Genomic DNA, 25,589 nt, shown 5'->3' on the forward strand with positions numbered 1-25,589 from the left:
GCTCTGACGCTGGCAGCGAACCTTCGCTATCGGTAATCCGCTGGGGTGCGCCGTTGAGAAATCTTGGTGATTTGGCTGGTCAACGCTTTCTCGCTGCCGCAGCCTATCCCTGCCGCAGCAGCGATACCGTTTGAGCCGAGGCCACCACCTGGTCGTACCAGGCTTTGGCCAGCTTTTCCGTGAACTGGGCTGACTTCACCCAGTGCGTTACCAGCTGCTCCCGCAGTTGCTCAAACAGGTGAGGGTAGTGGGCTTCAATCCAGTCGGTTTTAAAGGCGATCCAGTTCATCACAATCTCAGGCGTGACTTCGGGATGAAACTGCAAACCGTAGGTGTGGCTCCCTAGGCGAAACGCTTGATTGGCGCAGACTTCATTGGTCAGCAGCAGCCTGGCCCCGGTGGGCAAATCAAAGGTGTCAAAGTGCCACTGCATCATCGGCATGCCCGGTATGTAGTCCTGAATCCAGGGCTCTGTCGCCTCCGCCACCGGAAACAGCGGCGTGAAGCCCAGTTCTGGTATCTCGTTTTGGTAGACGCGGCTGCCAAAGGCCCGCGCAATCAGCTGCGCCCCCAGGCAAATGCCCAGCACTGGCTTGCCCTGGCTGTGAAAATCACGAATGAGATCTGTCACCCGCGCCAGGTGAGGAAAGCCGTCGTCTTCGCAGGCATTCATGGGGCCGCCCAGCACAATTAACCCGTCGTAGTGGCCCTGGGGCGGAGTCGATCGCTGAGGTACCAGCCAGGTGTGCAGCCAGGCTCCATTCACTTCTAGATATCGGCCCAAAATGCCAACCGGGTCGGCCTCGACATGTTGAACAACCAGAATATCCATAGGGTGTTGGACCTAGCCTTTAGGTGTGTGCTCGGTAGATATTTGCTTAGGGCAATCTCGTTCAGCCGCAGCCATCAAGTCTGGTTGGAGTGATCTGAATTGGCGCGCACCAAACTTGTTATATCAAGTTATCTCAGAATTTTTCGAGATTGGCAAATAATTCGCACAGAGTGTGACTTTCTATACTACTGAGTTTTTGCCCCGCACAGAAACGGTTTTGGGTAGAAACAGCAGGTCGCTGCATGAGTGACCCTCGCATAATTCCTGTGGCGAACTTGGGCTGTGGCGAACTCTGGGCTTGGCGAGCTCTGGCTGCGATCGCGCTAGCGCCGATGCCGCTGAGGGTCGTCTGTAACCGCAGACTGCAGCCGATGCCAGGCGTCTTGAATGGCGTCTTTAGCCTGGTCCCAGTCGAGGCGGCCTGAGCGGTTGTGGCGATCGTAGTCTCGGCGCAGGTGGAGTTCTGCCTGGCTAAAATCTAGGCCCTGGCTAGAGTAGCGGCCATAGCCCTCATAGCCAGTGCGGTAGGCCGGGCTGTAGTCGTCATAGCTGTAGCCTGACCTGGCGTAGGGACGACGGTGGTAGTTGTCGCGCCAGTACTTTTCTTCCAGGGCCGGATCGGCGTGCCCGGTGGTCATGCCTTCATTCGCGAGCCCGCCTGCAACAGCCCCCACAGCGGCTCCGACCACGGCCCCCACCGGCCCACCGGCAATCCCTCCAATGGCCGTACCTATCACGCTGGCTCCGGCTGCGCCAACGCCGGTATCTTCAGCAGATTGGCCAGAGCGCTCAACCGGCTGCTGCGCTGGGGGAACAGGACGGGCATTGGGATTGCGATCCACGCCTCGCCCAGTTTGGTTTACGTCGTTATCGCTGTTCATAGTGGTTTCATCCAGTGTCAAAGTGGCGCTGCCTGCGGTTGAGGGCAATCGCTTATGGGTGGCCTTGTTTACAAGCTATCCACGTTTTGGCCCAGGTGGTTCGGCTAGAGGGCGGGGTTATGCCTCTGCCCCAGGGGAGAGTTAGTGCTGTGGCGGTAGAGCCGTGGCGTCGTCGCGCCAATCCTATCGGGGCCAGAGAAAGGGGCGATGCAAGAGCCTGCCGTTTCGATCGAACGGCTGTGAAATCGCAGATTTAGTGGCCGTATCTTCAGCTACAAAAGCGACTTCGCCAGCCTGTTTTACTAGGCTGAAACTCCCGGAGTCGTTCTATGGTCGGCATGTTGACCCAGGTGCAGAGCCTGACGGAAAGGGCTAAGGCCCTCGGCATCAAGTTTTTCTTAGTCTCGTACACCGACTTGCTGGGGGGCACCCGGGCTAAGCTGGTGCCCGCTTCGCAAATGGCTGGGGTAGAAAAAGACGGTGCCTTTTTCTGCTCGTTTGCCTCCAACCTGGGTCTGGGGCCAGAGGCGGCAGAAATTGCCGCCGTGCCCGACCCCGACTCGCTGATTCAGCTGCCCTGGGAGCCGACCGTGGGCTGGGTCGCCAGCGATGTGTACTACGAGAGCGAACCCTTCTCCGCCGCGCCCCGCATGATGCTGAACCGGGTCATTGACCAGGCGGCAGCGCTGGGCTACACCCTCAAGACGGGGGTAGAGGCCGAGTTCTTTTTGCTGCGCCAGACCGAGACAGGGTACGAAATTGCCGACCCCAAAGACACCGCCGAGCGCCCCTGCTACGACCAGCTCAACCTGATGCGCCAGTTTGACCTGATCTCAACGCTAGTCACCTACATGGAAGACCTGGGCTGGGGGCCATACCAGTGCGACCACGAAGACGCCAACGGCCAGTTTGAGCTGAACTGGACCTACAGCGATGCTAAAACGACCTGCGATCGCCACGTTTTCTTTAAGTACATGGTCAAAACCCTGGCCGAGCAGCGCGGCTTTACCGCCACCTTTATGCCCAAACCCTTTAGCCATATCACTGGCAACGGCGGCCACGTTCACAACAGCCTGTGGCAGGGCGACACCAACCTCTTTGCCGAAGGTGCCGACAGCGGCGGCCTTTCGCCCCTCGGCTACAGCTTCCTCGGCGGGGTGCTCGCCCACGGCAAAGGGCTAGCGGCCCTCTGCGCCCCCACCGTTAACTCCTACCGCCGCTTAGGGGCCAGCAGCACCACCTCCGGCAGCACCTGGAGCCCCCGCTACATCTCCTACGGCGGCAACAACCGCTCCCACCTGATCCGCATTCCGGATACAGGCCGCTTCGAGTGCCGCATGATCGACGGGGCCGTCAACCTCTACCTGGCTACCGCAGGCATTCTCGCCGCAGGCCTCGACGGCATCAAAACCCAGGCCGACCCTGGCCAGCGCATCGACGAAAACCTGTTCGCCCGCGGCGACGAGTTCCCCAACCTGCAAACCCTACCCCACAACCTCTACGAAGCGATGGTCGCCCTCAAGCAAGACCCCCTGCTGATGGACATGATGGGCGAACTCGGAGCCAAAACCTTCCTCGAAATGAAAGCGAAGGAATGGGAGGCCTTCAACGCCCAAATCACCGCCTGGGAGATGAACCAGTACGTGAATATTTAGTCCCGCAAGGGGGACCGCCGTTCGCCCCGTAATCGGGTTTATCGGTGGGTGGCCGAGGTGGATGGTGGGCAGTGCCCACCCTACGGTAGCTCAGGCCGATCGCAGAGCCGGGCAGGTTACTTCGCAGAGCCGAGGTTTAAACCGATGATCGACCCATCCTTTCCGTTGGGTCCAGGGCGGCGGAACGGCCCTGGCCGACGGGGTCTGGGGGCAATCGGAACGCCCCCAGCAGCAGGTTTGGCTCTCAACCCAAAATCTCGTGGGCGTGCAGGGTCTTTAGCCAAAGACAACGGTGCATCCGCGCAGCGATGCACCCTACAAGTCCTCTTTTTCAAGGCGTAATTCTCAATGTCTTCCATTTCTACCTATAACTTCCCCACCCGCATTCGCTTTGGGCCAGGAGCACGCCACGAACTTACTGCCGAACTCACCGCCCTGGGCATTCAGCGCGTCCTAATCGTCACCGACAAAGATGTTGCTCAGCTACCCTGGTTTCCAGAACTAGAAGCTTCTCTGACGGAATTCCAAAGCGCTACCTTTAGCGGCGTCTGGGGCAACCCCGTCGTCTCCCAGGTCAGCGCCGGGGTTGACGCCTGGCAAGCCAGCGGGGCCGATGGCATTGTGGCCGTTGGCGGCGGCGCACCGATGGATGTAGCGAAGGCGATCGCCCTGATGGCCAACCACCCCGGCCACCTCTTTGACTACGAAGACGGCCACAGTACCCGCGCGATCGATCAGCCGATTCCGCCGATTGTGGCTATCCCCACCACGGCGGGCACGGGCAGCGAAGTGGGCCGCAGTGCGGTGATTTCGGACGATGACACCCACGCTAAAAAGATTGTGTTCGACCCGCAGCTGTTGCCAAAGGTGGTGCTGGCTGACCCGGAGCTGCTGCTGGGGCTACCGGCTAAAATTACCGCCGCAACGGGCATGGATGCGCTGACGCATCTAATTGAGGCGTTTTTGGCGAAGGGTTTTAACCCGCTCTGCGATGGCATTGCGCTGGAGGGGATTCACCTGGTGGCGCAGAATTTGCAGGCTTGTGTGGACTTTGCCCGGCGACTCGGCGCAGGAGAACGCTTTGATGAGGCGACGGCGGCGGCCCATTTGGCGGCGCGGGGAGGGATGCTGAATGCGTCGATGATGGGGGCGATCGCGTTTCAAAAGGGGCTGGGCGTCACCCATTCCTGCGCCCATGCGCTCTCGACGGTGTATGACACGCACCACGGGTTGGCGAATGGCATTATGTTGCCGGCGGCAATGCGGTTTAACCTCGCCGCCGCGCCCGAACAATTCCTGCGGATGGCTAGGGTGGTCAAGCCCGAGGCTACCGATGGCCAAGAGTTTGTGGATTGGATTGTGGGGCTGTCAGAATCCATTGGCGTCCCAACCTCGCTGGGGGCTTTGGGCGTCATCCCCAATTCCCTTGACCCGCTGGTGGCGGTGGCGATCAAAGACGGTTGCCATCTGTTGAATCCTAGACCCGTTACAGAGAAGGATTTCTACGCCATCTATCAAGATGCCTTCTAGTCGCCCTGTTCTTTCCCACCCAGCCGTAGGGTGCATTCGCGAAGCAATGCACCACTATCTTGGCTCATAGGCATCGCGGCGCACAATCTGGGTCCATAAGCCAAATCTGCTGCTGGGGCCATTTCGCTGGCCCCAGACCCCCATCGACAAAGACGTTCCGCCGTCCTTGACCTCACGGAAAGGAGTTACCGATCATCGGTTTAAACCTCTATTTTGCAAAGTGACCTGTTCTGCTCTGCAATTGACCTGAACTGCCGTAGGGTGGGCACTGCCCACCATCAACCCCGAGCTAAAAGCCGAATCTTTTTAGGTTAACTTTCCGCCTCTGCGGCTTAATCCTCCTCTCTTGAAGATCGCGATCGCCATGGCCGACCTACTCTCAATTATCAACCCCGCCACCGAGACACTACTCCAAGAACTGCCAGTGGACGACTCCGCCGCTGTTGCCGCAAAATACAACCGGGCGCGGGGGGCTCAACCGGAGTGGGCGGCGTTGTCTCTGGGCGATCGCATTGCGCCCATTTTGCGGTTCCGAGATCTGCTGATCGAACGGGTCGATACCCTAGCGGCGTTGCTGACATCAGAAACTGGGAAGCCCGTTACCCAAGCCCGCAGCGAGATTTTGGCCCTGCCGGGAAGAATCGATTTCTTTGTGGAGAATGCCGAGCGGGTTCTATCTCCCCATCGGGTTTACGCCGAGCCAGCGGGTGCTGCGCTGGGGACTGGCACCCTAGAGGAAGTGATCAGCCAGGAACCTCTGGGGGTGATCGCTAACATTTCGGCGTGGAACTATCCCTACTTTGTGGGGGGGAATGTGTTTATTCCGGCGCTGATGATGGGGAATGCGGTGCTGTATAAGCCGTCTGAATTTGCCACGCTGACGGGAGGGGCGATCGCCGATCTGCTCCACGAGGCGGGCATTCCCCAGGACATTTTCATGCCGGTGGTGGGTTCGGGGCTAACCGGAGCGGCGCTGCTGGAGCAGCCGATCGATGGCGTATTCTTTACGGGCTCTTACGCGACGGGGCAAAAGATTGCCGTGGCGGCGGCTCCCAAGCTGATTCGCACGCAGCTGGAATTGGGCGGCAAAGACCCGGCCTACGTATGCCCCGACGCTAATGTGGCTGTGGCGGCAGCGGGTTTGGCGGATGGGGCGTTTTACAACAATGGCCAGAGCTGCTGCGCGGTGGAGCGCATCTACGTCCACACTGATGTGTATGACGAGTTTCTTGAGGCGTTCATGGCAACGGTGAAAGGCTTCAAGCTGGGTGACCCCACCGATCCAGACACCTACCTTGGCCCGGTGAGCCGCAAGCCGCAGCTAGATGTACTGGCTGACCAGGTGGCGGATGCGATCGCCAAAGGAGCCACCCGGCGCGGCGGCGGCGAAAGGCTCGATCGCTCCGGCTGGTACTTCGCCCCCACGGTGCTCACCGAGGTCAACCACACCATGACCGTGATGCAAGAGGAGACTTTTGGCCCGGTGATCGGCATTCAACGGGTGGACAGCGATGAGGAAGCCGTGGCCCTCATGCAGGATACGCCCTACGGACTGACGGCGGCGGTGTACGGGACGGAGCGGGAGCGGGCGGTGGGCATTCTGCGCCAGCTGAAGACGGGGAGTGCCTACTGGAACTGCTGCGATCGCGTCAGTCCTCGCCTGCCCTGGAGCGGTCGCGGCCACTCGGGTTTGGGGGCAACGCTGTCACTGGCGGGAATCTCTACGTTTTTGCAGCCCCGGGCCTGGCATTTGCGGGCGGGATAATTTTGGATTTTCGAGATGGCGTGCCAAGGACTCAGTCCTCCTTAGGTATGATTTGCGCTCCAAAATCGCCCGAGTTCGGCCCTCGCCCCGTTGGCGGGCGGCTATCCGCCACAGGGCAACCCAGGGGTTCCGTGGCACCATAAAGCCATTGCATTCAACCTTGCCCCATGGACTCTCCCATTCAGGCCTTCTACGACTGGTATAAGCGCACCCTAGAGCACCCCAAGTACCGCTGGCTGCTGGCCGGTGCCACGCTGCTGTACCTGCTCAGCCCCATCGATATTTCTCCCGATTTTATCCCCATCATCGGCTGGATTGATGATGCGGCGGTGGCCTCTATCTTTATTACGGCCATGTCGCAGATCGTGCTGTCGGGCCTGACCAACAAGCGCTCTGGGCTGCGTTCCGACACCCCCGATGCTGCCGATGCCACGGTGGATGTGGATTTTAATTAAGTGAGATTTTCTAATGGTGGGTTATAGCCTCCAAAGTCGTTGAAGAACTCAAAGACTGGAAAGGCCTAACCCCCCCTACGATCGCGCCCGTTTGGTTTGGGCGATCGCTCTGCCAAAATCTAAAAATGCCAATTTAAACCTGCTATGCCCGTCAAAAAAGACCCTCAAACGCCGCGATCGCGCCAGATCGCCAACATTGTTCTCTGGGCCGCCACCGGCCTGCTGCTGCTCAACATCGTGTTTTCAGGGTTTGGCAGTCAAACTGCTCGCGAGCCCTACAGCATGTTCATTCACCGCATCGATGAGCAGGAGGTAGTGCGGGCCTCGGTGGGCCAAAACGAGATTCGCTACCAGGTCAAAGACCCGACTACGGGCGAACCGGGCGACGTGTATACCACCACGCCCATTTTTGACCTGCAACTGCCCCAGCGGCTCGAAGACAACGGGGTAGAGTTTGCCGCCGTGCCGCCGCCCAAGGGGCAGTGGTTTGGCAGCCTGCTGAGCTGGGTCATTCCGCCGCTGATCTTCATTGGCGTCTGGCGCTTCTTCTTAGCGCGCGGTGCCGGTGGCCCGCAGGGAGCGCTCTCTATTGGCAAGAGCAAGGCCAAGGTCTACGTCGAGGGCGACGCGGGCAAAGTCACCTTTGACGATGTGGCCGGGGTCGAAGAGGCCAAGACCGAGCTGGTAGAAGTGGTTGACTTCCTCAAAAACCCCAAGCGCTTCACCGATCTGGGGGCCAAAATTCCCAAGGGAGTGCTGCTGGTTGGGCCTCCGGGCACGGGTAAAACCCTGATGGCCAAGGCTGTGGCGGGCGAGGCCGGGGTGCCCTTCTTCAGCATCTCCGGTTCAGAATTTGTGGAACTGTTTGTGGGGGTGGGCTCATCTCGCGTGCGCGACCTGTTCGAGCAGGCCAAAAAGCAGTCGCCCTGCATCATCTTTATTGATGAATTGGATGCGATCGGCAAGTCGCGCTCCAGTAGCGGCTTCTACGGCGGCAACGACGAGCGCGAGCAGACCCTCAACCAGCTGCTCACCGAAATGGACGGCTTTGACGCGGGCGACACCACGGTGATTGTGCTGGCCGCCACCAACCGCCCCGAAACCCTCGACCCCGCACTGCTGCGCCCCGGTCGATTCGATCGCCAGGTCTTAGTCGATCGCCCCGATCTCAACGGTCGTGAGGCCATTCTCAAAATTCACGCCAAGGATGTCAAGCTGGCCGATACCGTCGATCTGCGCCAGACCGCTACCCGCACTCCAGGCTTTGCCGGGGCCGACCTGGCCAACCTGGTCAACGAAGCCGCCCTGCTGGCCGCCCGCCGCAACAGCGCTGTAGTCGAGCAAGAAGACTTTGCCGAAGCGATCGAGCGCGTCGTCGCCGGTCTAGAGAAAAAGAGCCGCGTGCTCAACGAAAAGGAGAAGAAGATTGTTGCGTACCACGAAGTCGGCCATGCCCTGGTGGGAGCGATGATGCCCGGCACCGACGAGGTCGAAAAAATCTCTATCGTGCCGCGCGGTATGGCTGCCTTGGGCTACACCCTACAGCTGCCCACCGAAGACCGCTTCTTGCGGGATGAAACTGAGCTAAAAGGTCAGATAGCGACGTTACTGGGCGGGCGATCGGCTGAAGAAATTATCTTCGGCAGCATTACCACCGGGGCTTCCAACGACCTGCAGCGAGCGACCGACCTGGCCGAGCAGATGGTCACCACCTACGGTATGAGCCAGGTACTCGGTCCCCTCGCCTACGATCGCGCCCAGCGCAACGCCTTCCTCGATGGCGGCATGCCCAACGCCCGCCGCCCCATCAGCGAAGAGACGGCCAAAGCGATCGACGAAGAGGTGAAAGCGATCGTAGAAGAAGGCCACCAGCGCGCGCTGGACATTCTCAAGCAAAACCGCGAACTGCTCGAAACCCTGGCCCAGCAGCTGCTAGAGGCCGAGGTAATCGAAGGTGCCCCTCTGCGCGAACAGCTCAAGCAGGTGCAAGACCCGCAGTCTCATGCGCAAGATCTGCAGCCTGTAGTTTAAGGGCTACTGAATAGCTGACGATTGCCCCAGCCTGGACAAGAGCAGGCTGGGGCAATCGTTGGTAAAGACCCAGCGGCGAGACGCCCCCCCAACTGGCCCAAGGGAGAGCTTTGCCGCTGCCTGACCTCTGCTAAAGTATTGTTTGCTTCGGTCTTATGCGGATTTTTTGAAACCCTGTGGTTGCTGTTAACGACATCTACCTGCTGCGCAACATCTGGTACCACGCTATGCCCAGCCGCGAGCTAAAGGCGGGCAAGATGGTGGCCAAAACCCTGCTTAACGAGCCAATTCTCTTTGGCCGCACCAGCCAGGGCAAAGCCTTTGCCATTCGCGATATTTGCCCCCACCGGGCCGTGCCCCTCAGCTGTGGTCGCTTCGACGGCACCGAGGTGGAGTGCTGCTACCACGGCTGGCGCTTCAACGAAAACGGCCAGTGTACCGAAATTCCATCGCTCATGCCCGAGCAGCAGATGGATCTGAGCCGCTTTGATGTGCGCAGCTACGAGGTCAAAGAGGTGCAGGGCAACCTGTGGGTTTATGTAAGCGACCCTGCCAACCCCCAGCCTCCCCGCTTCGATGTACCGCGCGTACCGGGCTTTGGTGACGATGTGCGGCCTCAGGTTACCTACACCATGCGCTTTCCCTGCTATATCGACCACGCCGTGGTGGGGTTAATGGACCCGGCCCACTCGCCCTTTGTGCACCGCTCGTGGTGGTGGCGCGGCGCTACTCTCAACGACGAAATAAAGTGGTTCGACCCCTCTACCTACGGCTTCACTATGCGTAAGCACCGCATGGGCGAGAACATGGGCTACGGCTACTGGCTGATTGGTGGCATGCCCGACAATGAGATCATCTTTTACCTACCCGGCGTGCGCACCGAAGAAACTACGACTGCAAAGCACCGCGTGGTGAACCTGACCACTGTCACGCCGCTTACCGACGACCAAACCGACGTCACCTTTGAGCTGTATTGGGACTTGCCCTGGGGTACTCTGCTCAAGCCTATTTTGCCGCTGATGATTCGCTCCTTCCTCGGCCAAGACCGCGATGTGGTGATTAAGCAGCAGGAAGGACTCAAGCATGAAACCGTGCTGCGGCTGATCAAAGATTCTGATACTCTGGCCCGCTGGTACTACCAGCTCAAAAAAGAGTACCAGCGCTCTCAGACCGAAGATCGCGAGTTTGTCACCCCCGTTAAGACGCAGCTGCTCAAGTGGCGGGCCTAGCCGCTTGTCCATTGCCCAAAGGCTGAAGCAGGGCACACGGTCTTGCGGACAAACTGGGAACCCGATCCTCTTTCTCCCTAAGCCTAAGGCAGCTTCGCCACCACGTCCTCGCGCCAGGCGTGGGGAAATCCTGGGGCTAGAATGGTTGCCTGGTAAGGAATTACCCCGACCGCCTCACTGCCCAGACACTGGGCGGCGGCGTAGGAGAGATCGAGAGAGCGATCGCCAATGTACGGGCCGCGATCGTTAATACGCACCACGACGGTTTTACCGTTGAGCTGATTGCGCACCTTGAGATAGGTGCCAAAAGGCAGTGTTTTATGCGCCGCAGTCAGCTCGTGCTGGTTAAAGGTTTCGCCCGTCGCCGTCTGACGACCGTGAAAGTACGGCCCGTACCAGGAGGCAATGCCGCCAAAGGTCTGATGGGTTTCGCCCAGCCCTTTGGCCACCATTTGTACCTGGCTAGGGTCTAGGGGGGCCGCCCCAAAGGCCAGACGCAGGTTGTTGACCCACTGGGTAGCCTGTAGAGCAGGCTGCGCGTCCTTGGGGGCAACAACGTTTTGGGCTGGCTCAGGCAGCACAAACACGGTTTTGCCATCGACCTGGGCTGCCGCCTGGTGCTGGCTCAGACTAGGGGTAAGCTGGTCTGGCTTGGTTTCTAGAACAGGCACCGCCTGACGAATTTGATTGGCAATTCGGTCTGCCACCTGACGAGATAGCACCCGACCAATCGGCACGTCTTTGACCCGAATGGTGAACCCCTCCGCCGAGCTATCGACACTGGCGGTCATAGCGCTGCCACAGGCCCCGGCTGGTTCAATTTGAGTCACTCCGCTGCTAACGTGGGCCTTGTTGCCCTGGGCTACTACAGCCACCGCCGCGGTGGCAACCCAGTGGGGCCAGTCGATCGCAGCAGCCTGTGGCCAGGTGAGCTGAGGCTGCAGCGATAGGGGCTGATTAGCCAACGCCTGCAGATGCAGCGGTGAGTAGGGCCGTGCGCTAGGGTCTACCGCTAGTGGGCGCTGCAAATGAGCAGCTGCGTAGGGGTTAGCACCTTGCAGCGTAACAGGTTGCAGCGTAACAGGTTGATTGAGATGATGCGGTAGAAGCGCAGCCCAGAAAAGTCCAAATAACGTCATTTGTGCGTGTGCTGAGATCAACGCCCACAGCACCCATAGCTCTGCCCGACGGCAGACCTAGCGACAAGCTGTAGCTGAGGGCAATAGAAAGCAACAACCCCGGTAACAGCGCTTGCTCAGCTACCAGGGCAAAAAAAGTTAGCTTTCAAGGTTATTTGCAAACAAGCAAATAATTTTCTAGCCTAACATCTAAAATTTGTATCTGCAACGACAGTCTTTGCGGAACCTTTAGAGTAACCCGTTGAAACCTGCTATAGCCGCCGAGGCGAAGCTATCAACCTGGGGCGTGTCATCAATTCTGGCCAGGCTCTTTATCTACTGGGGCTAACCACGCCCGGCCCATAAACAACAAATCAGGGCAGGCTAGGGACTGTAACGGCAGATTCTTGAGCCATCAGCTAACGGCTGATGCCAGCCCCTAGGGTTCAAAGCCGTTGACAGTCGTGAAATATCTGAAAGATTTGCTTGGGTGTAGGTGCCTGAAACATCTGAGTCTCCAGTCAGCACTCGCCCGCGTAACTACACCAACTCATAACTGCATCGGTCAAAGTAGCAGCCCCATCTTGATGACGCCAACAGAGGGGTCAGACGGGGCTGGAGACGCAGTTAGGAGGTATCTTGCGTCAAGCATATCCGGGGAATGAGGTGGTAGAGCCTTCCCTTAACAAGTTTTTAATGCCTGAGCTTGCTCCAGCCGCCAAGGTTGCTTGCCTACGGCGGGGCTTGAACAAACGCGCTCGGCGATCGCCCCCAGAGCAAATAAGGGGTTGGGGGATGTTTACAGGCCTTTACGGGACCATAAAGCTTCAGTAAAAGCCTGTATAGCTAAGTATCGAATGAAACCTTAGATGTGAAGAATCACACTATGCCCCCGGCAGTATCAGGGCCGCAGCAGCGAGTTCAGTTCAGCGGGAAGGCAGGAGTTCTGTCACTGTCCTAAAGTTGGTTTCAGCCATGAAGGCAACATTGATACGAGTATTCATCTGGCCCGGCGGCACGGCCATGCTGGTAGGGATCAGCGTGTTAAGTTTGCTACTGCTGCACTGGCCCAGTCTGGAGGGCGATCGCCAGGCCAACGGCTCCCGCGATGAGTTTCCGGGGCAGCGGCGGGGGGGCGGCACCCACTGGGTTAATCCTCTACACCATGACACTATGGCTTAACGTTTGTGGCCTTGGCAGGCCCAGAGGTGCTAGGGGGCGCTAGCCGCAATTTAAGCCCTAGCGATGTCCGGATAGCGCTGATAATGCCCCGTATATCTGTATATCCAGGAATTTAAGTCAATGCCTGCCACTGTCACGTCTACCGTTGTCGGTCTAATCCATGGTGCATTTCCGGACCTGGCCCCTGGGTCAGCAGTTTCGTCAGCTGGCCGCTAATTTTTCAAAACCAATTAATTTTGGCAGTCGAGCCGTGCTGGTTTCGAGCCTGCTAGCGCTGACGCTGGTTTCGGTGGGCAAGCGACTCCAGCTGTTCGAAACTCTCGAGATGTCGAGCTTTGATTTGCTCACCCGGCTTCAAATTCAAGAGTCACCAGACCCCCGACTGCTGCTGATAGAACTTACCGAGGCCGATCTCGAAGCCTACGGCTGGCCTCTGTCGGATCAGGTGATTGCCGACATTATTGCTGAGGTGCAGCGCCACGATCCGGCAGTGGTGGGCTTAGACCTGTACCGCAACACCCCACAGGATATGCCCGGTCAGGCCGCGTTGGCCCAGGCCTTTGAGGCTCCTAACGTGATTGGCATTTTTAATGTGGGCAAGCAGGGGAAAGGTATTGAGGTGCCGGCCCCGGCCACCTGGCCGGTTGACCAGGTGGGCTTCAACGATTTAGTGATTGATCCCGATGGGGTACTGCGCCGCAACCTGCTGTACGTCTCCGACTCAGAAAATCCGTTTTTCTCATTTCCGCTGCGGGTGGTGCTGGCCTACCACCGTGAGCTGCCGTTTCAAGTCGATCGCCAAAACGACCTGTTGCGCATTGGGGATACTGAATTTCCGGCTTTGCTGCCCGGCGATGGCGGCTATGCCCAGGCCGACAACCGGGGCTATCAGGTGCTGCTGAAGTACCGTACCCCCTACCAAACCGCCCCCAGCCTGACGATTACCCAGGTGCTGGCGGGGGCGGTGCCCCCCGACTGGGTGCGGGGCAACATCGTGCTGATTGGCTCGACGGCCTCTAGTTTAAAGGACGAGTTTTTTACCCCCTTTAGCCAGGATCAGTCGTCGCAGTTTGTGATGGCGGGAGTGGAAATGCACGCCCAGAGCATTAGCCAGCTGCTCGATGCGATCGCGGGTCAGCCTGCCCTCTACCGCTTTCTGCCGCAGTGGGGCGAGTTTCTATGGCTGCTGGGCTGGACTGTGGTGGCTGGCGTAGCTGGGTGGACCGTGCGCCGCCCCGTCAGTTTGCTCGTGCTCAGCGGCGGTATTGTCTTGGGCATTTGGGGCCTCAGCGGTCTGGCTCTGGCTCAGCTGCTCTGGGTACCCACGCTCGAACCTATCGCCGCCTTCTTGCTGGCCCTGGGGCTGGTGCTCACCCAAAAAGCGCTGTACCGCAGCAGCTACGACCAGCTGACGATGCTGCCAGGGCGCGACATGTTTTTGTTGCAGGTGCAGCGGGCGCTGCAGCACCACCCCGGCACAGCGGTCACGGTGGTGTTTTTAGACATCGATCGCTTTAAGCTGATCAACCAATCCTTTGGCCATTTGATAGGCGATCGCGTACTCAAAACCATTGGTCAGCGGCTGCGGCAGTTTCTGCCCACCTCGGCTCAGCTGGCGCGGGTCGGCGGTGATGAGTTTGCTTTTTTGCTGCCGGTGCACGATCAGGCTGCCGTAGACCAGTGGCTCAGCCGCCTGCAGACCGAGCTGTCGGCCCCCTTTTCGGTGGCGCGGCGACGGCTCTCGGTGACGAGCTCGATGGGGGTGGCTATGGCCCACCGCGACCACCCGCCCACCGCCCAGGATCTGCTGCGCGATGCCCACACCGCCATGTACCGGGCCAAGGCGCTGCACGAGTATCGCCACGAGGTATTTGCTAGCACCATGCACGAAGAGGCGGTGCGCCGCTTAGAGCTGGAGAGCCATCTGCTCAACGCCTTTGAAAACAACGAGTTTTTGCTGCACTACCAGCCCATCGTCTGCCTCCAGAGCGGCCGCATTGCCGGATTTGAGGCCCTGGTGCGCTGGTATCGGCCCGAAGAAGGCTTTGTGTCGCCGGGGCAGTTTATTCAGGTGACCGAAGAAACGGGCCTAATTGTGCACCTGGGTCAGTGGATTTTTCGGGCCGCCTGCACCCAACTCCAAGCCTGGCAGCAGCAGTTTCCTGACCAGCCGCTGACGATGAGCATTAACCTGTCGCGGCGGCAGTTTCACCAGGCTGATTTGGTCGACCAGTTCCGCGATACCCTGCAAGAGCTGGCGCTGGTTGGCAACCGGGTGCAGCTTGAGATTACCGAAAGCATGATCATGCGCGATGTCGATGGGGCCGTAGATCTGATGCATCGGCTCAAGCAGCTGGGGCTGAAGCTGGCGATCGACGACTTTGGCACCGGCTACTCCTCGCTGAGCTATCTGCATCGCTTTCCCACCGATACGCTCAAAATTGATCAGTCCTTTGTCGGGCGCATGGACCAGAGCGGTGACGATCGCGAAATTGTGCACACCATTATTACCCTGGGCCAAAAGCTGAATATGGATCTGGTCGCCGAAGGGATTGAGACCGAAACTCAGCTGGAGCGACTGCGGGCGATGGGCTGTTGCCGGGGACAGGGCTACTTGTTTTCTCAACCCCTGGGGCGCGACGGGGCGACGGCTCTGCTGGCCAACCCCTGGCCCTGGGCCCAGACCAGCACCCTTGATGAGGCCCAAACCGCTTGAAAACAGGCGATCTTTGGTCAACGTTACATAACACTATGTTTTGTGCAGAAGTAATAGGATGAGAGGGTAGCTTTTTGTGCTTCAGGGCACAGTTAAGAAAGACTTGTTTTAGAGGTTGACGACCAAAGCTGCACTCGTTCCAAACGCCAATACAATTCATAGCTAACCAGGCTGGGTTGTCGAGATTTAGACCCAGCTCAAATGCCTATGGGCACGACCTAATCGTCGCGCTCTGGGAATAGCTGTGCCGTAGACGCGCTTGGATTGGCCGCCGACCTCAGTGACCACAGGAGGTCAAACCATGCCCATTAGCAGTATTAACCCCGCCACCGGAGCGGTTCTCAAGACCTTTGAATCCTTGAGTGAAGCCGACCTTGAGCGCAAGCTTGCCCTGGCCGCCGAGACGTTTGCCACCTACCGTCAGACATCGTATGAACAGAGGGCCACCTGGCTGCGGCAGGCGGCCCAGGTGCTCGACGACAACAAAGCCGCCTACGCCAAAATCATGACCCTGGAGATGGGCAAGCCGCTGGCCGGGGCGGTAGCCGAAGTCGAAAAAAGCGCCCTGGTCTGCCGCTATTACGCCGACCACGGGTCTGAGTTTTTGGCCGATGAGCCTGCGACGACCGACGCCAGCCGCAGCTTTGTGCGCTACCAGCCCCTGGGGCCGGTGCTGGCGGTGATGCCGTGGAACTTCCCGTTTTGGCAGGTGTTTCGCTTTGCCGCCCCGGCGCTGATGGCGGGCAATGTGGGCCTGCTCAAGCACGCCTCGAATGTGCCCCAGTGCGCCCTGGCGATCGCAGAAATTTTTCAGAAGGCGGGGCTGCCGGTGGGGGCGTTTCAGACCCTGCTGATCGGGGGCGATCGCATTGCTAAGCTCGTCACTGACGATCGCATCAAAGCCGCCACCCTGACCGGCAGCGAACCCGCCGGGGCCAGTTTGGCCGCCGCCTGCGGGCAGCAGATTAAAAAGACGGTGCTGGAGCTGGGCGGCAGCGACCCGTTTATTGTGATGCCCAGCGCCGATTTGGAGGCGGCGATCGCTACCGCCGCCACCGCCCGCATGCTCAACAACGGTCAGTCGTGCATTGCCGCCAAGCGGTTTATTGTGCATGAGGCGATCGCCGATCGCTTTGAGCAGGGGCTGACCGAAAAATTTGCCGCCCTGGTGGTGGGCAACCCGCTCGACGAGGGCGTCACCGTCGGCCCCATGTCTACTCCCGACATCGCCGCTGAGCTAGAGCAGCAGGTCAAGGCCTGTCTGGCGGCGGGGGCTACTGCCCTGATCGGTGGGAACTTATCGGCGCTGAAATCCAAACTGCCCGCTGACTTGCAGAACGGCAACTGGTTCCCGCCCACCATTCTGGCTCAGATTCCCCCCGGTACTCCTGCTGAGCAGGAGGAGTTCTTTGGCCCGGTCGCCCTGGTGTTTCGCGTGGCCAGTCTGGATGAGGCGATCGCGCGGGCCAACGACATTCCTTTCGGCCTAGGGGCTAGCGGCTGGAGCCAGGACCCCGCTGAGCAAGAGCGCCTGATTGCCGAGGTAGAGGCTGGGGCAGTCTTTATTAATGGTTTGGTAAAGTCTGATCCGCGCCTGCCCTTTGGCGGTATTAAGCGCTCAGGATATGGAAGAGAGCTGGGCCGCCAGGGCATTCACGAGTTTGTCAACATCAAAACTGTGTGGGTTAAATAGCCACTCCACCCTCCACCTCTCTTACCATCCCCATCCCCCCATCCATTCTTCCACCCTCTACCCCCACAATCACGCTATGAACACCGCCGAATTGCTGGTCCAGTGCCTCGAGAACGAAGGCGTCGAATACATCTTTGGTCTGCCAGGGGAAGAAAACCTGCAGCTGCTCCAGGCTCTGAAGCGATCGTCTATTCAGTTCATTACCACCCGCCACGAGCAGGGGGCGGCCTTTATGGCCGATGTCTACGGGCGGCTGACCGGCAAGGCGGGGGTATGCCTTTCAACCCTGGGGCCAGGGGCGACCAACCTGATGACTGGTGTCGCCGACGCCACCCTCGATCGCGCTCCGCTGGTGGCCATTACCGGCCAGGTGGGTACCGATCGCATGCACATCGAGTCGCACCAGTATTTAGACCTGGTGGCGATGTTTGCCCCAGTCACCAAGTGGAATGCCCAGATTGTGCGGCCCAGCATTACCCCCGAAATTGTGCGCAAGGCGTTTAAGCTGGCCCAGAGCGAAAAGCCCGGTGCGGTGCACATCGACCTGCCCGAAAACATTGCCGAAATGGCGGTTGAGGGCACCGCCCTGCGTAAAGATAGCAAAGAGAAAACCTACGCTTCGCTGCAGAGCATTCAGCAGGCGGCGGTGGCCATTTCCCAGGCCAGCAATCCCATGATTTTAGTCGGCAACGGCGCGATTCGGGCCAGCGCTAGCGAGGCCCTGACCGAGTTTGCCACTCAGCTCAACATTCCAGTGGCCAATACCTTTATGGGCAAAGGGGTGATTCCCTACACCCATCCGCTGGCGCTGTGGTCCCTAGGGTTGCAGCAGCGCGACTACATTAGCTGCGCGATGGAACAGGCGGATTTAATTATTGCCGTGGGCTACGACCTGATCGAGTATTCGCCCAAAAAATGGAACCCCGATGGCAATTTGCCGATTCTGCACATTAACCTTACCCACGCCGAAATCGACAGTAGCTACATTCCCAAAGTCGAGGTGATTGGCGACATCTCTGACTCGTTAGAAGAAATTCTGAAGCGGGTAAAGCGCCAGGGCCACCCCGACCCCATTAGCCTCAAGGTGCGCGACGAAATTCGCGCCGACTACGAGCAATACGCCGACGACTACGGCTTCCCCATTAAGCCCCAAAAGCTGATCTACGACCTGCGCCAGGTGCTGAGCGCCGAAGACATTGTGATTTCGGACGTGGGGGCCCACAAAATGTGGATGGCCCGCAACTACCACTGCCTGCGCCCCAACACCTGCCTGATTTCGAACGGGTTTGCGGCCATGGGCATTGCCCTACCAGGGGCGCTGGCGGCCAAGCTGGTGCACCCCAACCGCAAGGTGGTGGCGGTGACCGGCGACGGCGGCTTTATGATGAACTGCCAGGAACTCGAAACCGCGCTGCGGGTGGGCACGCCCTTTGTCACCATTATTTTTAACGACGGCGGCTACGGGCTGATCGAGTGGAAGCAGATGAACTACTACGGCGAGTCGACCTACATTCACTTCACCAACCCCGACTTTGTCAAACTGGCAGAAGCCATGGGCCTAAAGGGCTACCGAATTGAGTCAACCGAAGACTTTATTCCTACCTTAAAAACGGCGCTAGAAGACGATGTGCCAGCGGTGATTGACTGCCCAGTGGACTACCGCGAAAACCTGCTGTTCAGCCAGAAAGCGGGCGATCTGAGCTGCTTAACCTAAGCCGGATTTGAGGTTTCTGGTCAGGTGAAACCACCTTAACCTTCGCGGCAACGGCTATAAAACTTCCCGGCTGTGGCGTTGGCTCTGCCGAAAAACTAAGGGTCTACCTACGGCGCGAGGTGTTTATGGTGCAGCAGTTAGCAAAGTCGCCCCTGGCCTGGAGTATTGGCGGGGTGGGGGCGATCGCCGCCGCGGCGATCGCCCTGTCATATCTGGCAGAAAATAACAGACAGAGCAATACTGGCGAACCCGAACTGACCCTCAACAACCTCTCGGTGTCGCCCTGGCAGCAGGGCACCGGCCTGGGCTGGCAGGCGGCGGTAGCGGCCCAAAGCGCCCAAACCCAGGCTGACTGGCAGCGGGTGAGCGATCTGTGGGGGCAGGCGATCGCCGCCCTGGAGCGCGTGCCCACCGCCGATGCCAACTATGCCCAGGCCCAGGCTAAGGCTGAGGAATACCGGGGCAATCGGGCGATCGCGGGCGATCGTATGGCTGAGGCCAGCCCAGCTCCCAGTTCCCCTGCCGCTCGCGATCTGCAAACAGCCCTAGCCAGTACCGAACCCGCCTTTACCTTTGCCCCTGGCCCGGCCAGTTCTGTGCGGGGCCGCTCGGCTGATGGCCTGGCTACTGTCGAACTGGCGGGCGATCGGGCTACCCTACGGCTGCCGCGCAGTGAGAATGGCGCTGCGCTCACCATGGCTCAGGTCGTCTACGCCAACCAGTTTGTCGCCCTGGCTGCCCCTGAGGCCGCCGCCCAGCCCTGGCTGCTCGACGCCCTGCGCGCTGCGCAACGCAATCAGCCCCTACCGATCCCCGCTGGAGCACCCGTTGCCGTGAGTGCCGAACCAGAGACTCTTGCCATTACCGTGGTCAGCGATCCCTAGGCGGCAGCGATTCTGGCGGCTGTTTTGGTGTAACTGGGCAAACCGTTCCCCCGAGCGAATAAAATTGATGCGTAGGGAACAGATCTGTTCCACATTCCTCCACATCCAGTCAGGTAATTTATGAGAGCGTATCGGGCCGCCGCTGTACAGATGACCAGTGTGCCAGATTTGGCCAAAAACCTGGCCCAGGCCGAAGAGCTAATCGACCTGGCCGCGCGCCAGGGGGCAGAGTTGGTCAGCCTACCCGAAAATTTTTCATTTCTGGGCGATGAGGCCGCCAAAATTGCCCAGGCCGATACCATCAGCCGCGCCAGCGAAGCCTTTCTCAAAACGATGGCTCAGCGCTACCAGGTGACGCTGATTGGCGGCGGCTACCCGGTGCCTGCCAAAGAGGGCAAAGTCTTTAACACCGCGCTGTTAGTTTCTCCCGAAGGGCAGGAACTGCTGCGCTACGAGAAAGTGCACCTGTTTGACGTCAATCTGCCCGACGGCAACACCTACCGCGAGTCCAACACCGTCATTTCGGGTCATCTACTGCCCGATGTGTTCCCCTCTAAACCCTTTGGCATTCTGGGCCTGTCAGTGTGCTACGACGTGCGGTTTCCAGAACTGTACCGTCACCTGTCGCAGCAGGGGGCCGAGGTGCTGGTGGTGCCCGCTGCCTTTACCGAGTTCACCGGCAAAGACCACTGGCAAGTGCTGCTCAAGGCCCGCGCGATCGAAAATACCTGCTACGTGATTGCCCCCGCCCAAACCGGCTTTCACAACGCCCGCCGCCAGTCCCACGGGCACGCCATGATCATCGACCCCTGGGGGATGGTGCTGGCCGATGCTGGGGTAGACACGGGCGTTGCGATCGCCGAAATCAACCCCGATCGCATCTCCCAGGTGCGCCGCCAAATGCCCTCTTTAGCCCATCGGGTCTTCCCCTGACGCTAGTTTCCTTAGGTAAAACTACGGCTAGAACGATCCCCACGAACTCTTTACGGGGAGAAATCTCATGTACATTGTATGGGACGAGTTGTAGCGGTCTGCATGGCGAATTGGATGAGTGCCCTCATCGGCAGCGACCTGGTTAGTTTCTCCAGCCCCTTTCTTTCCCCCCTGTCTGGCCCCGGTGCCTGGCTGGCCGAAGTCGCCGAATCGGAGGCGGAGCTAGAGCCCCTGGTGCTGGCCAGCGTGCTGCTTAGCCTGATTGTGGTGTACCTGGCCGCCAAGATCGGCGGTGAGCTGTGTGCTCGCATCAACCTGCCTGCCGTGCTAGGCGAGCTAGTGGGAGGCGTCATTGTGGGCGTCTCGGCCATGCACCTGATTGTATTTCCCGAAGGCGGTAGCGAAGTGCCGTCGCTGCTGATGAAGCTGGTGGGCATGACTGCCGGTCAATCACCCGAGGGACTGCTGCGGGTGTTCCAGGGCGAAAGCGAAGTTATCTCTATCCTGGCTGAGTTGGGGGTGATCATTCTGCTCTTCGAGATTGGCCTGGAGTCTGACCTCAAAGAACTGATTCGGGTTGGTCCTCAGGCGGCGGTGGTTGCTGTGGTTGGGGTCGTCGCGCCCTTTGCCGCCGGTACAGCAGGGCTAATCGCGCTGTTTGGCATTGACACCATTCCAGCGGTGTTTGCCGGGGCCGCCCTCACCGCCACCAGCATTGGCATTACCGCCAAGGTGTTGGCCGAAATGCAGCAGCTCAGCTCTAAAGAAGGTCAAATCATTATTGGGGCTGCCGTCCTCGACGACGTGCTCGGCATCATTGTGCTGGCCGTTGTGGCCAGCCTGGCCAAAACCGGCGAGATCGAAATTCTCAACGTGGTCTATCTAATTGCTGGAGCCGCCGCCTTTCTGGTTGGGTCAATTTTTATTGGCCGCCTGCTGAGCCCCTACTTTGTCATGGTGGTCAACCAGATGCGGACTCGAGGCCAGGTGATCATCAGCTCGCTGATTTTTGCCTTTGTGCTGGCCTACATTGCCGCTGCCATTCAGCTAGAGGCTATCCTGGGTGCCTTTGCGGCCGGCCTCATTCTGGCTGAAACGTCGAAGCACAAAGAGCTTGAGGAACAAATTAGCCCCATTGCCGATATGCTGGTGCCGATTTTCTTCATTACCGTGGGGGCGCGCACTGATTTAAGCGTGCTTAACCCTCTAGAACCCGCCAATCGAGCCGGGCTAATTATCGCCTCGTTTCTGGTGGTCGTTGCCATCATCGGCAAGGTGATCGCTGGCTTCGTCATCTTTGGGCAACCCGGCATCAACCGCCTGGCCGTAGGGGTCGGCATGATTCCACGGGGTGAGGTGGGCCTGGTGTTTGCCGGGGTCGGAGCCGCCAGCGGTGTACTTACAGAATCTCTTGATGCAGCTATTATCGTTATGGTGATCTTCACCACGTTCCTAGCTCCGCCCCTGCTGCGGGTTGTGTTTAAAGAAGACGAGGGCGAGATTGCGACTGCTGACCCCGCCCCCGAGCTAGAAACTGCTGACGAAGTGAGGTCGTAGAGATAGTGCCATATAGGTTATGAGCTCCCTGGTAAGGTTGCTATACTAGGTATGCTTTTGCTGGTGTAGCTCAGTTGGTAGAGCAGCTGATTTGTAATCAGCCGGTCGCAAGTTCGAGTCTTGTCACCAGCTTATTCTCAAAAACCCTTGAAGCTAAGAGGTTTTAGGGGTTTTTGGGTAGTTGACTACTTCAACGGGAAGCTCATGTAAGCAAGCATTTTGTAGCCCGAGTGCGTTTCCTTGGAAGGGGACATTTTGGGAATGGCATACTTCGGGCAAATCAGGTTGCCTGTAGAAGCTTGTCGAGTTCTTTAGCCACCAACTCAGGGCACTCAAGCGGTAGTAGGTGTCCGAACCCAGCCATTTCAACCAGGTTTGCGCCACTCAGGAGCGCCATGACATCTGTTTGAATGGTCTCGAATGGAATAACTGGGTCATCTTTAGAGGCGATCACGGTAACTGGCACTTGTACCTGCGCCATCTGGTCGGCAATGGAGTGGTTCATGCCCTCTAGCAGCCACCAGCGCCAGGCAGACTGATCGACGGCTGTGTGGGTTTGCAGAGCTACTGACCGCTGATGGGCCGAGAGGGAAGCTTCGCTGGCCTGCTGCACGGTGGTTTCAGCATTTGCTTGGCTGGGGTGGTGGTTGAGCAGGCGATCGCGCTCTTCCTCCGGCATCGGTTCTTGAGTCGGCGGCGAGGGGGCAATTAAAATGACCTGCTCTAGCCCATCAGCCTGGTCCGCCGCAACCTGCAGGGCAATTTTGCCGCCCATTGAGTGACCAATCAGCATGAATTTACCAAGCTGTAGCGACTGAATGGCCTTTTGCACATAGTCGCCGTAGTTTTGAATCGAAGGCTCTGGTAGGGCCGGGGCATGACCAAAACCAGGCAGGTCAAAGGCAATGCTGCGAACATTGTCGGGAAGAGCGTCGATGACCCACTGCCAGCTTTCGGCCGCACCGCCAAAATAGTGCAGAAAGACGAGAGCCAGGTCACCCCCTCCCTCATCGAAAGCGATCGAAACGGGGTTTGAGGGAGTCATAGCCTGTGCCTTAACGAGCAAAACTGCAGTCTCCAGGTGTGGCTCTCGGGCCAACCCTATAAACGGAGAAGATTTAACTTAACGAAGTTCTGGTGGCCTCGCCTCTATCGTTCTATAGACGGACCTGTAGACAGACGCACAATAGCCTCAGGAAGTGTCATTGTGAACTTATTAGAGGTAGGGCAAAACCATGCCTGATGCTTACACCCTTTGGCGTTGAAGAAGAATACCAGCTTGTAGATCCCGCCACCCGCAAGCTGTGTGGTCGAGCCAATAAGGTCTTCGCTACTGCAAATACTCAGCAGCATCCCGATCGCGTGCAGTCGGAGCTGCACCGCTGTCAGATTCTCACAATCCTAGCTGCCCCTAGAACCCATCCGAAAACGCTCTGTACCCCCTGGAGCTTTCGCTTGGGAAGGGTAATTTTCGGATATGTGTTAGTCAGGTTTGCGTAATCTTCCCCAGAGTTCAATCATTAGCACCGCACCACCGCTGGCAAAAGCGCCGCTGGCCATGCCACTAGCTACCCGCACCCTGGGCGCTGCCGTCAGGCAGTACATGGGCTGTGCTCCTGATTTAATGCAGGCCTGGTTCTCAACCCGTGCGGCGCTGCCGCCCAAAAGGATGCCCGCCCCGATCGCCAGGGTAGCTTTCCACAACATGGTGTTTCTTTCGCGTTGAATAAACATTCCGGTAGTTGACAAAAGGTTTGATTAGAATACCCACCCATATCAACTTCCTTAACGGCCGCTTGCCCCTGCCCCTATAAATTTATGTCATCGCCCCCATAGCTTGGCCTAGCTTATTCACTCTTTGGTTACGGCGATCGCCGCCACCGCAGCCAGGTGGCCGCTAATTTTTTGATTAAGGGTGTAAATCGGCTCAGGCTGTACTCGTCAGCCGCCTTGCGCATCACCTCTGCCTGGGTGGGGTAGGGATGAATGACCTGAGCGATCGCGCCCAGCCCCAGGCTCTTCTCCATGGCCAGGGTGATTTCATTGATCATCTCCCCCGCGTGGCGAGCAACTACTGTCGCCGCCAAAATTTGGTCTCGATTAGCGGCCAGGTGAATTTTGGCAAAGCCCTCAGTTTCCCCATCGATTACGGCTCGATCGACCTCCGCCAGGGGCAGTGTAAAGGTGCGCATATCCTGCCGCTGGGCTACCTCGCTGGCGGGTAGGCCCACATGAGCCACTTCTGGGTCAGTATAGGTGCACCAGGGCATGGTTAGGCTACTCAGCCGGCGGCGGCCAATGCCAAGGGGAGCAAACAGCGCATTTTGAATCAGAATGCGGGCGGCAGCGTCGGCGGCGTGGGTAAATTGCCAGCGCATGCAGCAGTCGCCAACGGCATAGATGCGAGGGTTGGTGGTTTGCAGATAGTCGTTGATGCAGATGCCCTGCTTGGGGTCGGCCTCCACCCCAACCTGCTCTAAACCCAGGTCTTGACTATTGGGCTGCCGCCCTACTCCCACCAAAATTTCGTCCACAACCACGGTATGAGTCGCATTTTCCTGCTGGTAGTAAATGACTTTCTCCTGGCCGTGCCGCTCGATGCGCTGGGCCTGGGCGTCGAGCTTGAGATCGATGCCTTCTTCTCTAAAGAGGCGCTGCATCAGGTCAGAAACATCGGGGTCAGACTTCTCTAGAATGCGATCGCCCCGCTGTAGCAGCGTTACCTGCGACCCCAGGCGCTGAAAGGTTTGAGCCAGTTCGCAGCCAATGTAGCCGCCGCCGATGATGGCTAGACGAGGCGGGCACTCGGTTAGCTCGAAAACCGTTTCATTGGTCAGGTAGCCAGCCTCGTCTAGCCCTTCAATGGGCAGCTGCACGGGGCTAGAGCCGGTTGCGATCGCCGCTTTTTGAAAGCGCAGCGGCTGCTCGTCTACCATCACCGTATCTGCGCCAGAAAACGCGGCTTTACCAAAAAAGATGTCGACGCCATACTCATCTTGAATGCGACGAGCCGAGTCGTTTTGGCTAATGTCTGCCCGCACTTGCCGCAGCCGCTCCATCACCTGGGCAAAGTCTACCTGCACCCCGTCGGGAACCTGCACCCCAAAGCGGTGGGCTTGGCGCACATCCTGCACGGCCCGAGCCGAGCGAATCATCGCCTTGGAGGGCACACAGCCCACATTGGTGCAATCGCCGCCCATCAAATGCTGCTCAATCAAAGCGACTTTGGCCCCCAGCATGGCGGCTCCGGTGGCTGTGACTAACCCTGCTGTACCGGCCCCAATCACCACCAGGTTGTAGCGTTCGGCGGCAACCGGATTCTGCCAATCGGCAGGATGCAGGTTGGACACCAGCGCTTGGTTGTAGGTGTCCATGGGGAGAACGGAAACTGAGTTGGGGGCTGTTTGGGTCACA

Annotated in this window: 19 protein-coding genes and 1 tRNA gene; 14 read left to right on the forward strand and 6 right to left on the reverse strand. The window is 58.8% G+C overall.

The window, feature by feature from the left end; genetic code table 11:
- Nucleotides 1–103 precede the first annotated feature (103 nt).
- On the reverse strand, nucleotides 104–832 hold the full coding sequence (locus ACQ4N7_RS10455) for a type 1 glutamine amidotransferase (protein ID WP_430711547.1): 729 nt from the start codon (nucleotides 830–832) through the stop codon (nucleotides 104–106).
- A 323-nt stretch (nucleotides 833–1,155) separates the two neighbouring features.
- Complete coding sequence (locus ACQ4N7_RS10460; protein WP_430711548.1) at nucleotides 1,156–1,713, reverse strand: hypothetical protein; 558 nt, start codon at nucleotides 1,711–1,713, stop codon at nucleotides 1,156–1,158.
- Between the two features lie 329 nt (nucleotides 1,714–2,042).
- On the opposite strand from ACQ4N7_RS10460, the gene glnT reads away from it, so the two are divergent.
- The 6 genes from glnT (at nucleotide 2,043) to ACQ4N7_RS10490 (ending at nucleotide 10,378) form a co-directional block, all read left to right on the forward strand.
- Nucleotides 2,043–3,368, forward strand: a complete 1,326-nt coding sequence (gene glnT / locus ACQ4N7_RS10465) for a type III glutamate--ammonia ligase (protein WP_430711549.1) — start codon at nucleotides 2,043–2,045, stop codon at nucleotides 3,366–3,368.
- A gap of 348 nt (nucleotides 3,369–3,716) precedes the next feature.
- A complete protein-coding gene (locus ACQ4N7_RS10470) occupies nucleotides 3,717–4,898 on the forward strand; it encodes an iron-containing alcohol dehydrogenase (protein WP_430711550.1) in 1,182 nt (393 codons plus the stop codon).
- A gap of 364 nt (nucleotides 4,899–5,262) precedes the next feature.
- On the forward strand, nucleotides 5,263–6,663 hold the full coding sequence (locus ACQ4N7_RS10475) for an aldehyde dehydrogenase family protein (protein ID WP_430711551.1): 1,401 nt from the start codon (nucleotides 5,263–5,265) through the stop codon (nucleotides 6,661–6,663).
- Nucleotides 6,664–6,830: 167 nt separating this feature from the next.
- Nucleotides 6,831–7,118, forward strand: a complete 288-nt coding sequence (locus ACQ4N7_RS10480) for a YkvA family protein (protein ID WP_430711552.1) — start codon at nucleotides 6,831–6,833, stop codon at nucleotides 7,116–7,118.
- 144 nt (nucleotides 7,119–7,262) lie between these two features.
- Nucleotides 7,263–9,149 carry an ATP-dependent zinc metalloprotease FtsH gene (ftsH, locus tag ACQ4N7_RS10485; RefSeq protein WP_430711553.1) on the forward strand — a complete coding sequence of 629 codons (1,887 nt, stop codon included), beginning with the start codon at nucleotides 7,263–7,265 and terminating at the stop codon, nucleotides 9,147–9,149.
- A gap of 176 nt (nucleotides 9,150–9,325) precedes the next feature.
- Nucleotides 9,326–10,378, forward strand: coding sequence for a Rieske 2Fe-2S domain-containing protein (locus tag ACQ4N7_RS10490; RefSeq protein ID WP_430711554.1), 1,053 nt, complete (start codon nucleotides 9,326–9,328; stop codon nucleotides 10,376–10,378).
- A gap of 83 nt (nucleotides 10,379–10,461) precedes the next feature.
- Here the strand turns inward: ACQ4N7_RS10490 and ACQ4N7_RS10495 are convergent, their stop codons facing one another.
- Complete coding sequence (locus tag ACQ4N7_RS10495) at nucleotides 10,462–11,343, reverse strand: septal ring lytic transglycosylase RlpA family protein (protein WP_430711555.1); 882 nt, start codon at nucleotides 11,341–11,343, stop codon at nucleotides 10,462–10,464.
- A gap of 1,128 nt (nucleotides 11,344–12,471) precedes the next feature.
- On the opposite strand from ACQ4N7_RS10495, the gene ACQ4N7_RS10500 reads away from it, so the two are divergent.
- The 8 genes from ACQ4N7_RS10500 (at nucleotide 12,472) to ACQ4N7_RS10535 (ending at nucleotide 22,307) form a co-directional block, all read left to right on the forward strand.
- On the forward strand, nucleotides 12,472–12,678 hold the full coding sequence (locus ACQ4N7_RS10500) for a hypothetical protein (RefSeq protein WP_430711556.1): 207 nt from the start codon (nucleotides 12,472–12,474) through the stop codon (nucleotides 12,676–12,678).
- 160 nt (nucleotides 12,679–12,838) lie between these two features.
- Nucleotides 12,839–15,394: a putative bifunctional diguanylate cyclase/phosphodiesterase gene (locus tag ACQ4N7_RS10505; protein ID WP_430711557.1), complete on the forward strand. Its 2,556-nt coding sequence runs from the start codon at nucleotides 12,839–12,841 to the stop codon at nucleotides 15,392–15,394.
- A gap of 301 nt (nucleotides 15,395–15,695) precedes the next feature.
- Nucleotides 15,696–17,087: an NAD-dependent succinate-semialdehyde dehydrogenase gene (locus tag ACQ4N7_RS10510; protein ID WP_430711558.1), complete on the forward strand. Its 1,392-nt coding sequence runs from the start codon at nucleotides 15,696–15,698 to the stop codon at nucleotides 17,085–17,087.
- A gap of 76 nt (nucleotides 17,088–17,163) precedes the next feature.
- Nucleotides 17,164–18,801, forward strand: coding sequence for an acetolactate synthase large subunit (locus ACQ4N7_RS10515; RefSeq protein WP_430711559.1), 1,638 nt, complete (start codon nucleotides 17,164–17,166; stop codon nucleotides 18,799–18,801).
- Nucleotides 18,802–18,926: 125 nt separating this feature from the next.
- Nucleotides 18,927–19,685 carry a hypothetical protein gene (locus ACQ4N7_RS10520; protein ID WP_430711560.1) on the forward strand — a complete coding sequence of 253 codons (759 nt, stop codon included), beginning with the start codon at nucleotides 18,927–18,929 and terminating at the stop codon, nucleotides 19,683–19,685.
- Nucleotides 19,686–19,805: 120 nt separating this feature from the next.
- Complete coding sequence (locus tag ACQ4N7_RS10525) at nucleotides 19,806–20,618, forward strand: carbon-nitrogen hydrolase family protein (protein ID WP_430711561.1); 813 nt, start codon at nucleotides 19,806–19,808, stop codon at nucleotides 20,616–20,618.
- A gap of 114 nt (nucleotides 20,619–20,732) precedes the next feature.
- The gene (locus ACQ4N7_RS10530) at nucleotides 20,733–22,175 is read left to right on the forward strand and encodes a cation:proton antiporter (RefSeq protein WP_430711562.1); all 1,443 of its coding nucleotides are present in this window, start codon (nucleotides 20,733–20,735) and stop codon (nucleotides 22,173–22,175) included.
- A gap of 59 nt (nucleotides 22,176–22,234) precedes the next feature.
- Nucleotides 22,235–22,307, forward strand: a tRNA-Thr gene (locus ACQ4N7_RS10535).
- Between the two features lie 148 nt (nucleotides 22,308–22,455).
- Here ACQ4N7_RS10535 and ACQ4N7_RS10540 read toward each other — a convergent pair.
- The 3 genes from ACQ4N7_RS10540 to ACQ4N7_RS10550 all read right to left on the reverse strand — a co-directional run bounded on the left by ACQ4N7_RS10540 (nucleotide 22,456) and on the right by ACQ4N7_RS10550 (nucleotide 25,588).
- Nucleotides 22,456–23,220 carry an alpha/beta fold hydrolase gene (locus tag ACQ4N7_RS10540; RefSeq protein WP_430711563.1) on the reverse strand — a complete coding sequence of 255 codons (765 nt, stop codon included), beginning with the start codon at nucleotides 23,218–23,220 and terminating at the stop codon, nucleotides 22,456–22,458.
- A 437-nt stretch (nucleotides 23,221–23,657) separates the two neighbouring features.
- Nucleotides 23,658–23,882, reverse strand: a complete 225-nt coding sequence (locus tag ACQ4N7_RS10545) for a hypothetical protein (RefSeq protein ID WP_430711564.1) — start codon at nucleotides 23,880–23,882, stop codon at nucleotides 23,658–23,660.
- A gap of 155 nt (nucleotides 23,883–24,037) precedes the next feature.
- A complete protein-coding gene (locus ACQ4N7_RS10550; protein ID WP_430711565.1) occupies nucleotides 24,038–25,588 on the reverse strand; it encodes a mercuric reductase in 1,551 nt (516 codons plus the stop codon).
- Between the last annotated feature and the right edge of the window lies 1 nt (nucleotide 25,589).

Origin of the sequence: Nodosilinea sp. AN01ver1 (genome assembly GCF_050565655.1) — a bacterium.
Lineage (GTDB): Bacteria > Cyanobacteriota > Cyanobacteriia > Phormidesmidales > Phormidesmidaceae > Nodosilinea.

Excerpts from the sequence above, each read along its gene's own strand:
- ACQ4N7_RS10480 (WP_430711552.1), top strand. The coding sequence starts at position 6,831 with ATGGACTCTCCCATTCAGGCCTTCTACGACTGGTATAAGCGCACCCTA.
- ACQ4N7_RS10500 (WP_430711556.1), top strand. The coding sequence starts at position 12,472 with ATGAAGGCAACATTGATACGAGTATTCATCTGGCCCGGCGGCACGGCC.
- ACQ4N7_RS10460 (WP_430711548.1), bottom strand. The coding sequence starts at position 1,713 with ATGAACAGCGATAACGACGTAAACCAAACTGGGCGAGGCGTGGATCGC.
- ACQ4N7_RS10530 (WP_430711562.1), top strand. The coding sequence starts at position 20,733 with ATGAGTGCCCTCATCGGCAGCGACCTGGTTAGTTTCTCCAGCCCCTTT.
- ACQ4N7_RS10545 (WP_430711564.1), bottom strand. The coding sequence starts at position 23,882 with ATGTTGTGGAAAGCTACCCTGGCGATCGGGGCGGGCATCCTTTTGGGC.
- ACQ4N7_RS10520 (WP_430711560.1), top strand. The coding sequence starts at position 18,927 with ATGGTGCAGCAGTTAGCAAAGTCGCCCCTGGCCTGGAGTATTGGCGGG.
- ACQ4N7_RS10510 (WP_430711558.1), top strand. The coding sequence starts at position 15,696 with ATGCCCATTAGCAGTATTAACCCCGCCACCGGAGCGGTTCTCAAGACC.
- ftsH (WP_430711553.1), top strand. The coding sequence starts at position 7,263 with ATGCCCGTCAAAAAAGACCCTCAAACGCCGCGATCGCGCCAGATCGCC.
- ACQ4N7_RS10505 (WP_430711557.1), top strand. The coding sequence starts at position 12,839 with ATGGTGCATTTCCGGACCTGGCCCCTGGGTCAGCAGTTTCGTCAGCTG.
- glnT (WP_430711549.1), top strand. The coding sequence starts at position 2,043 with ATGGTCGGCATGTTGACCCAGGTGCAGAGCCTGACGGAAAGGGCTAAG.
- ACQ4N7_RS10470 (WP_430711550.1), top strand. The coding sequence starts at position 3,717 with ATGTCTTCCATTTCTACCTATAACTTCCCCACCCGCATTCGCTTTGGG.
- ACQ4N7_RS10455 (WP_430711547.1), bottom strand. The coding sequence starts at position 832 with ATGGATATTCTGGTTGTTCAACATGTCGAGGCCGACCCGGTTGGCATT.
- ACQ4N7_RS10540 (WP_430711563.1), bottom strand. The coding sequence starts at position 23,220 with ATGACTCCCTCAAACCCCGTTTCGATCGCTTTCGATGAGGGAGGGGGT.
- ACQ4N7_RS10515 (WP_430711559.1), top strand. The coding sequence starts at position 17,164 with ATGAACACCGCCGAATTGCTGGTCCAGTGCCTCGAGAACGAAGGCGTC.
- ACQ4N7_RS10525 (WP_430711561.1), top strand. The coding sequence starts at position 19,806 with ATGAGAGCGTATCGGGCCGCCGCTGTACAGATGACCAGTGTGCCAGAT.
- ACQ4N7_RS10475 (WP_430711551.1), top strand. The coding sequence starts at position 5,263 with ATGGCCGACCTACTCTCAATTATCAACCCCGCCACCGAGACACTACTC.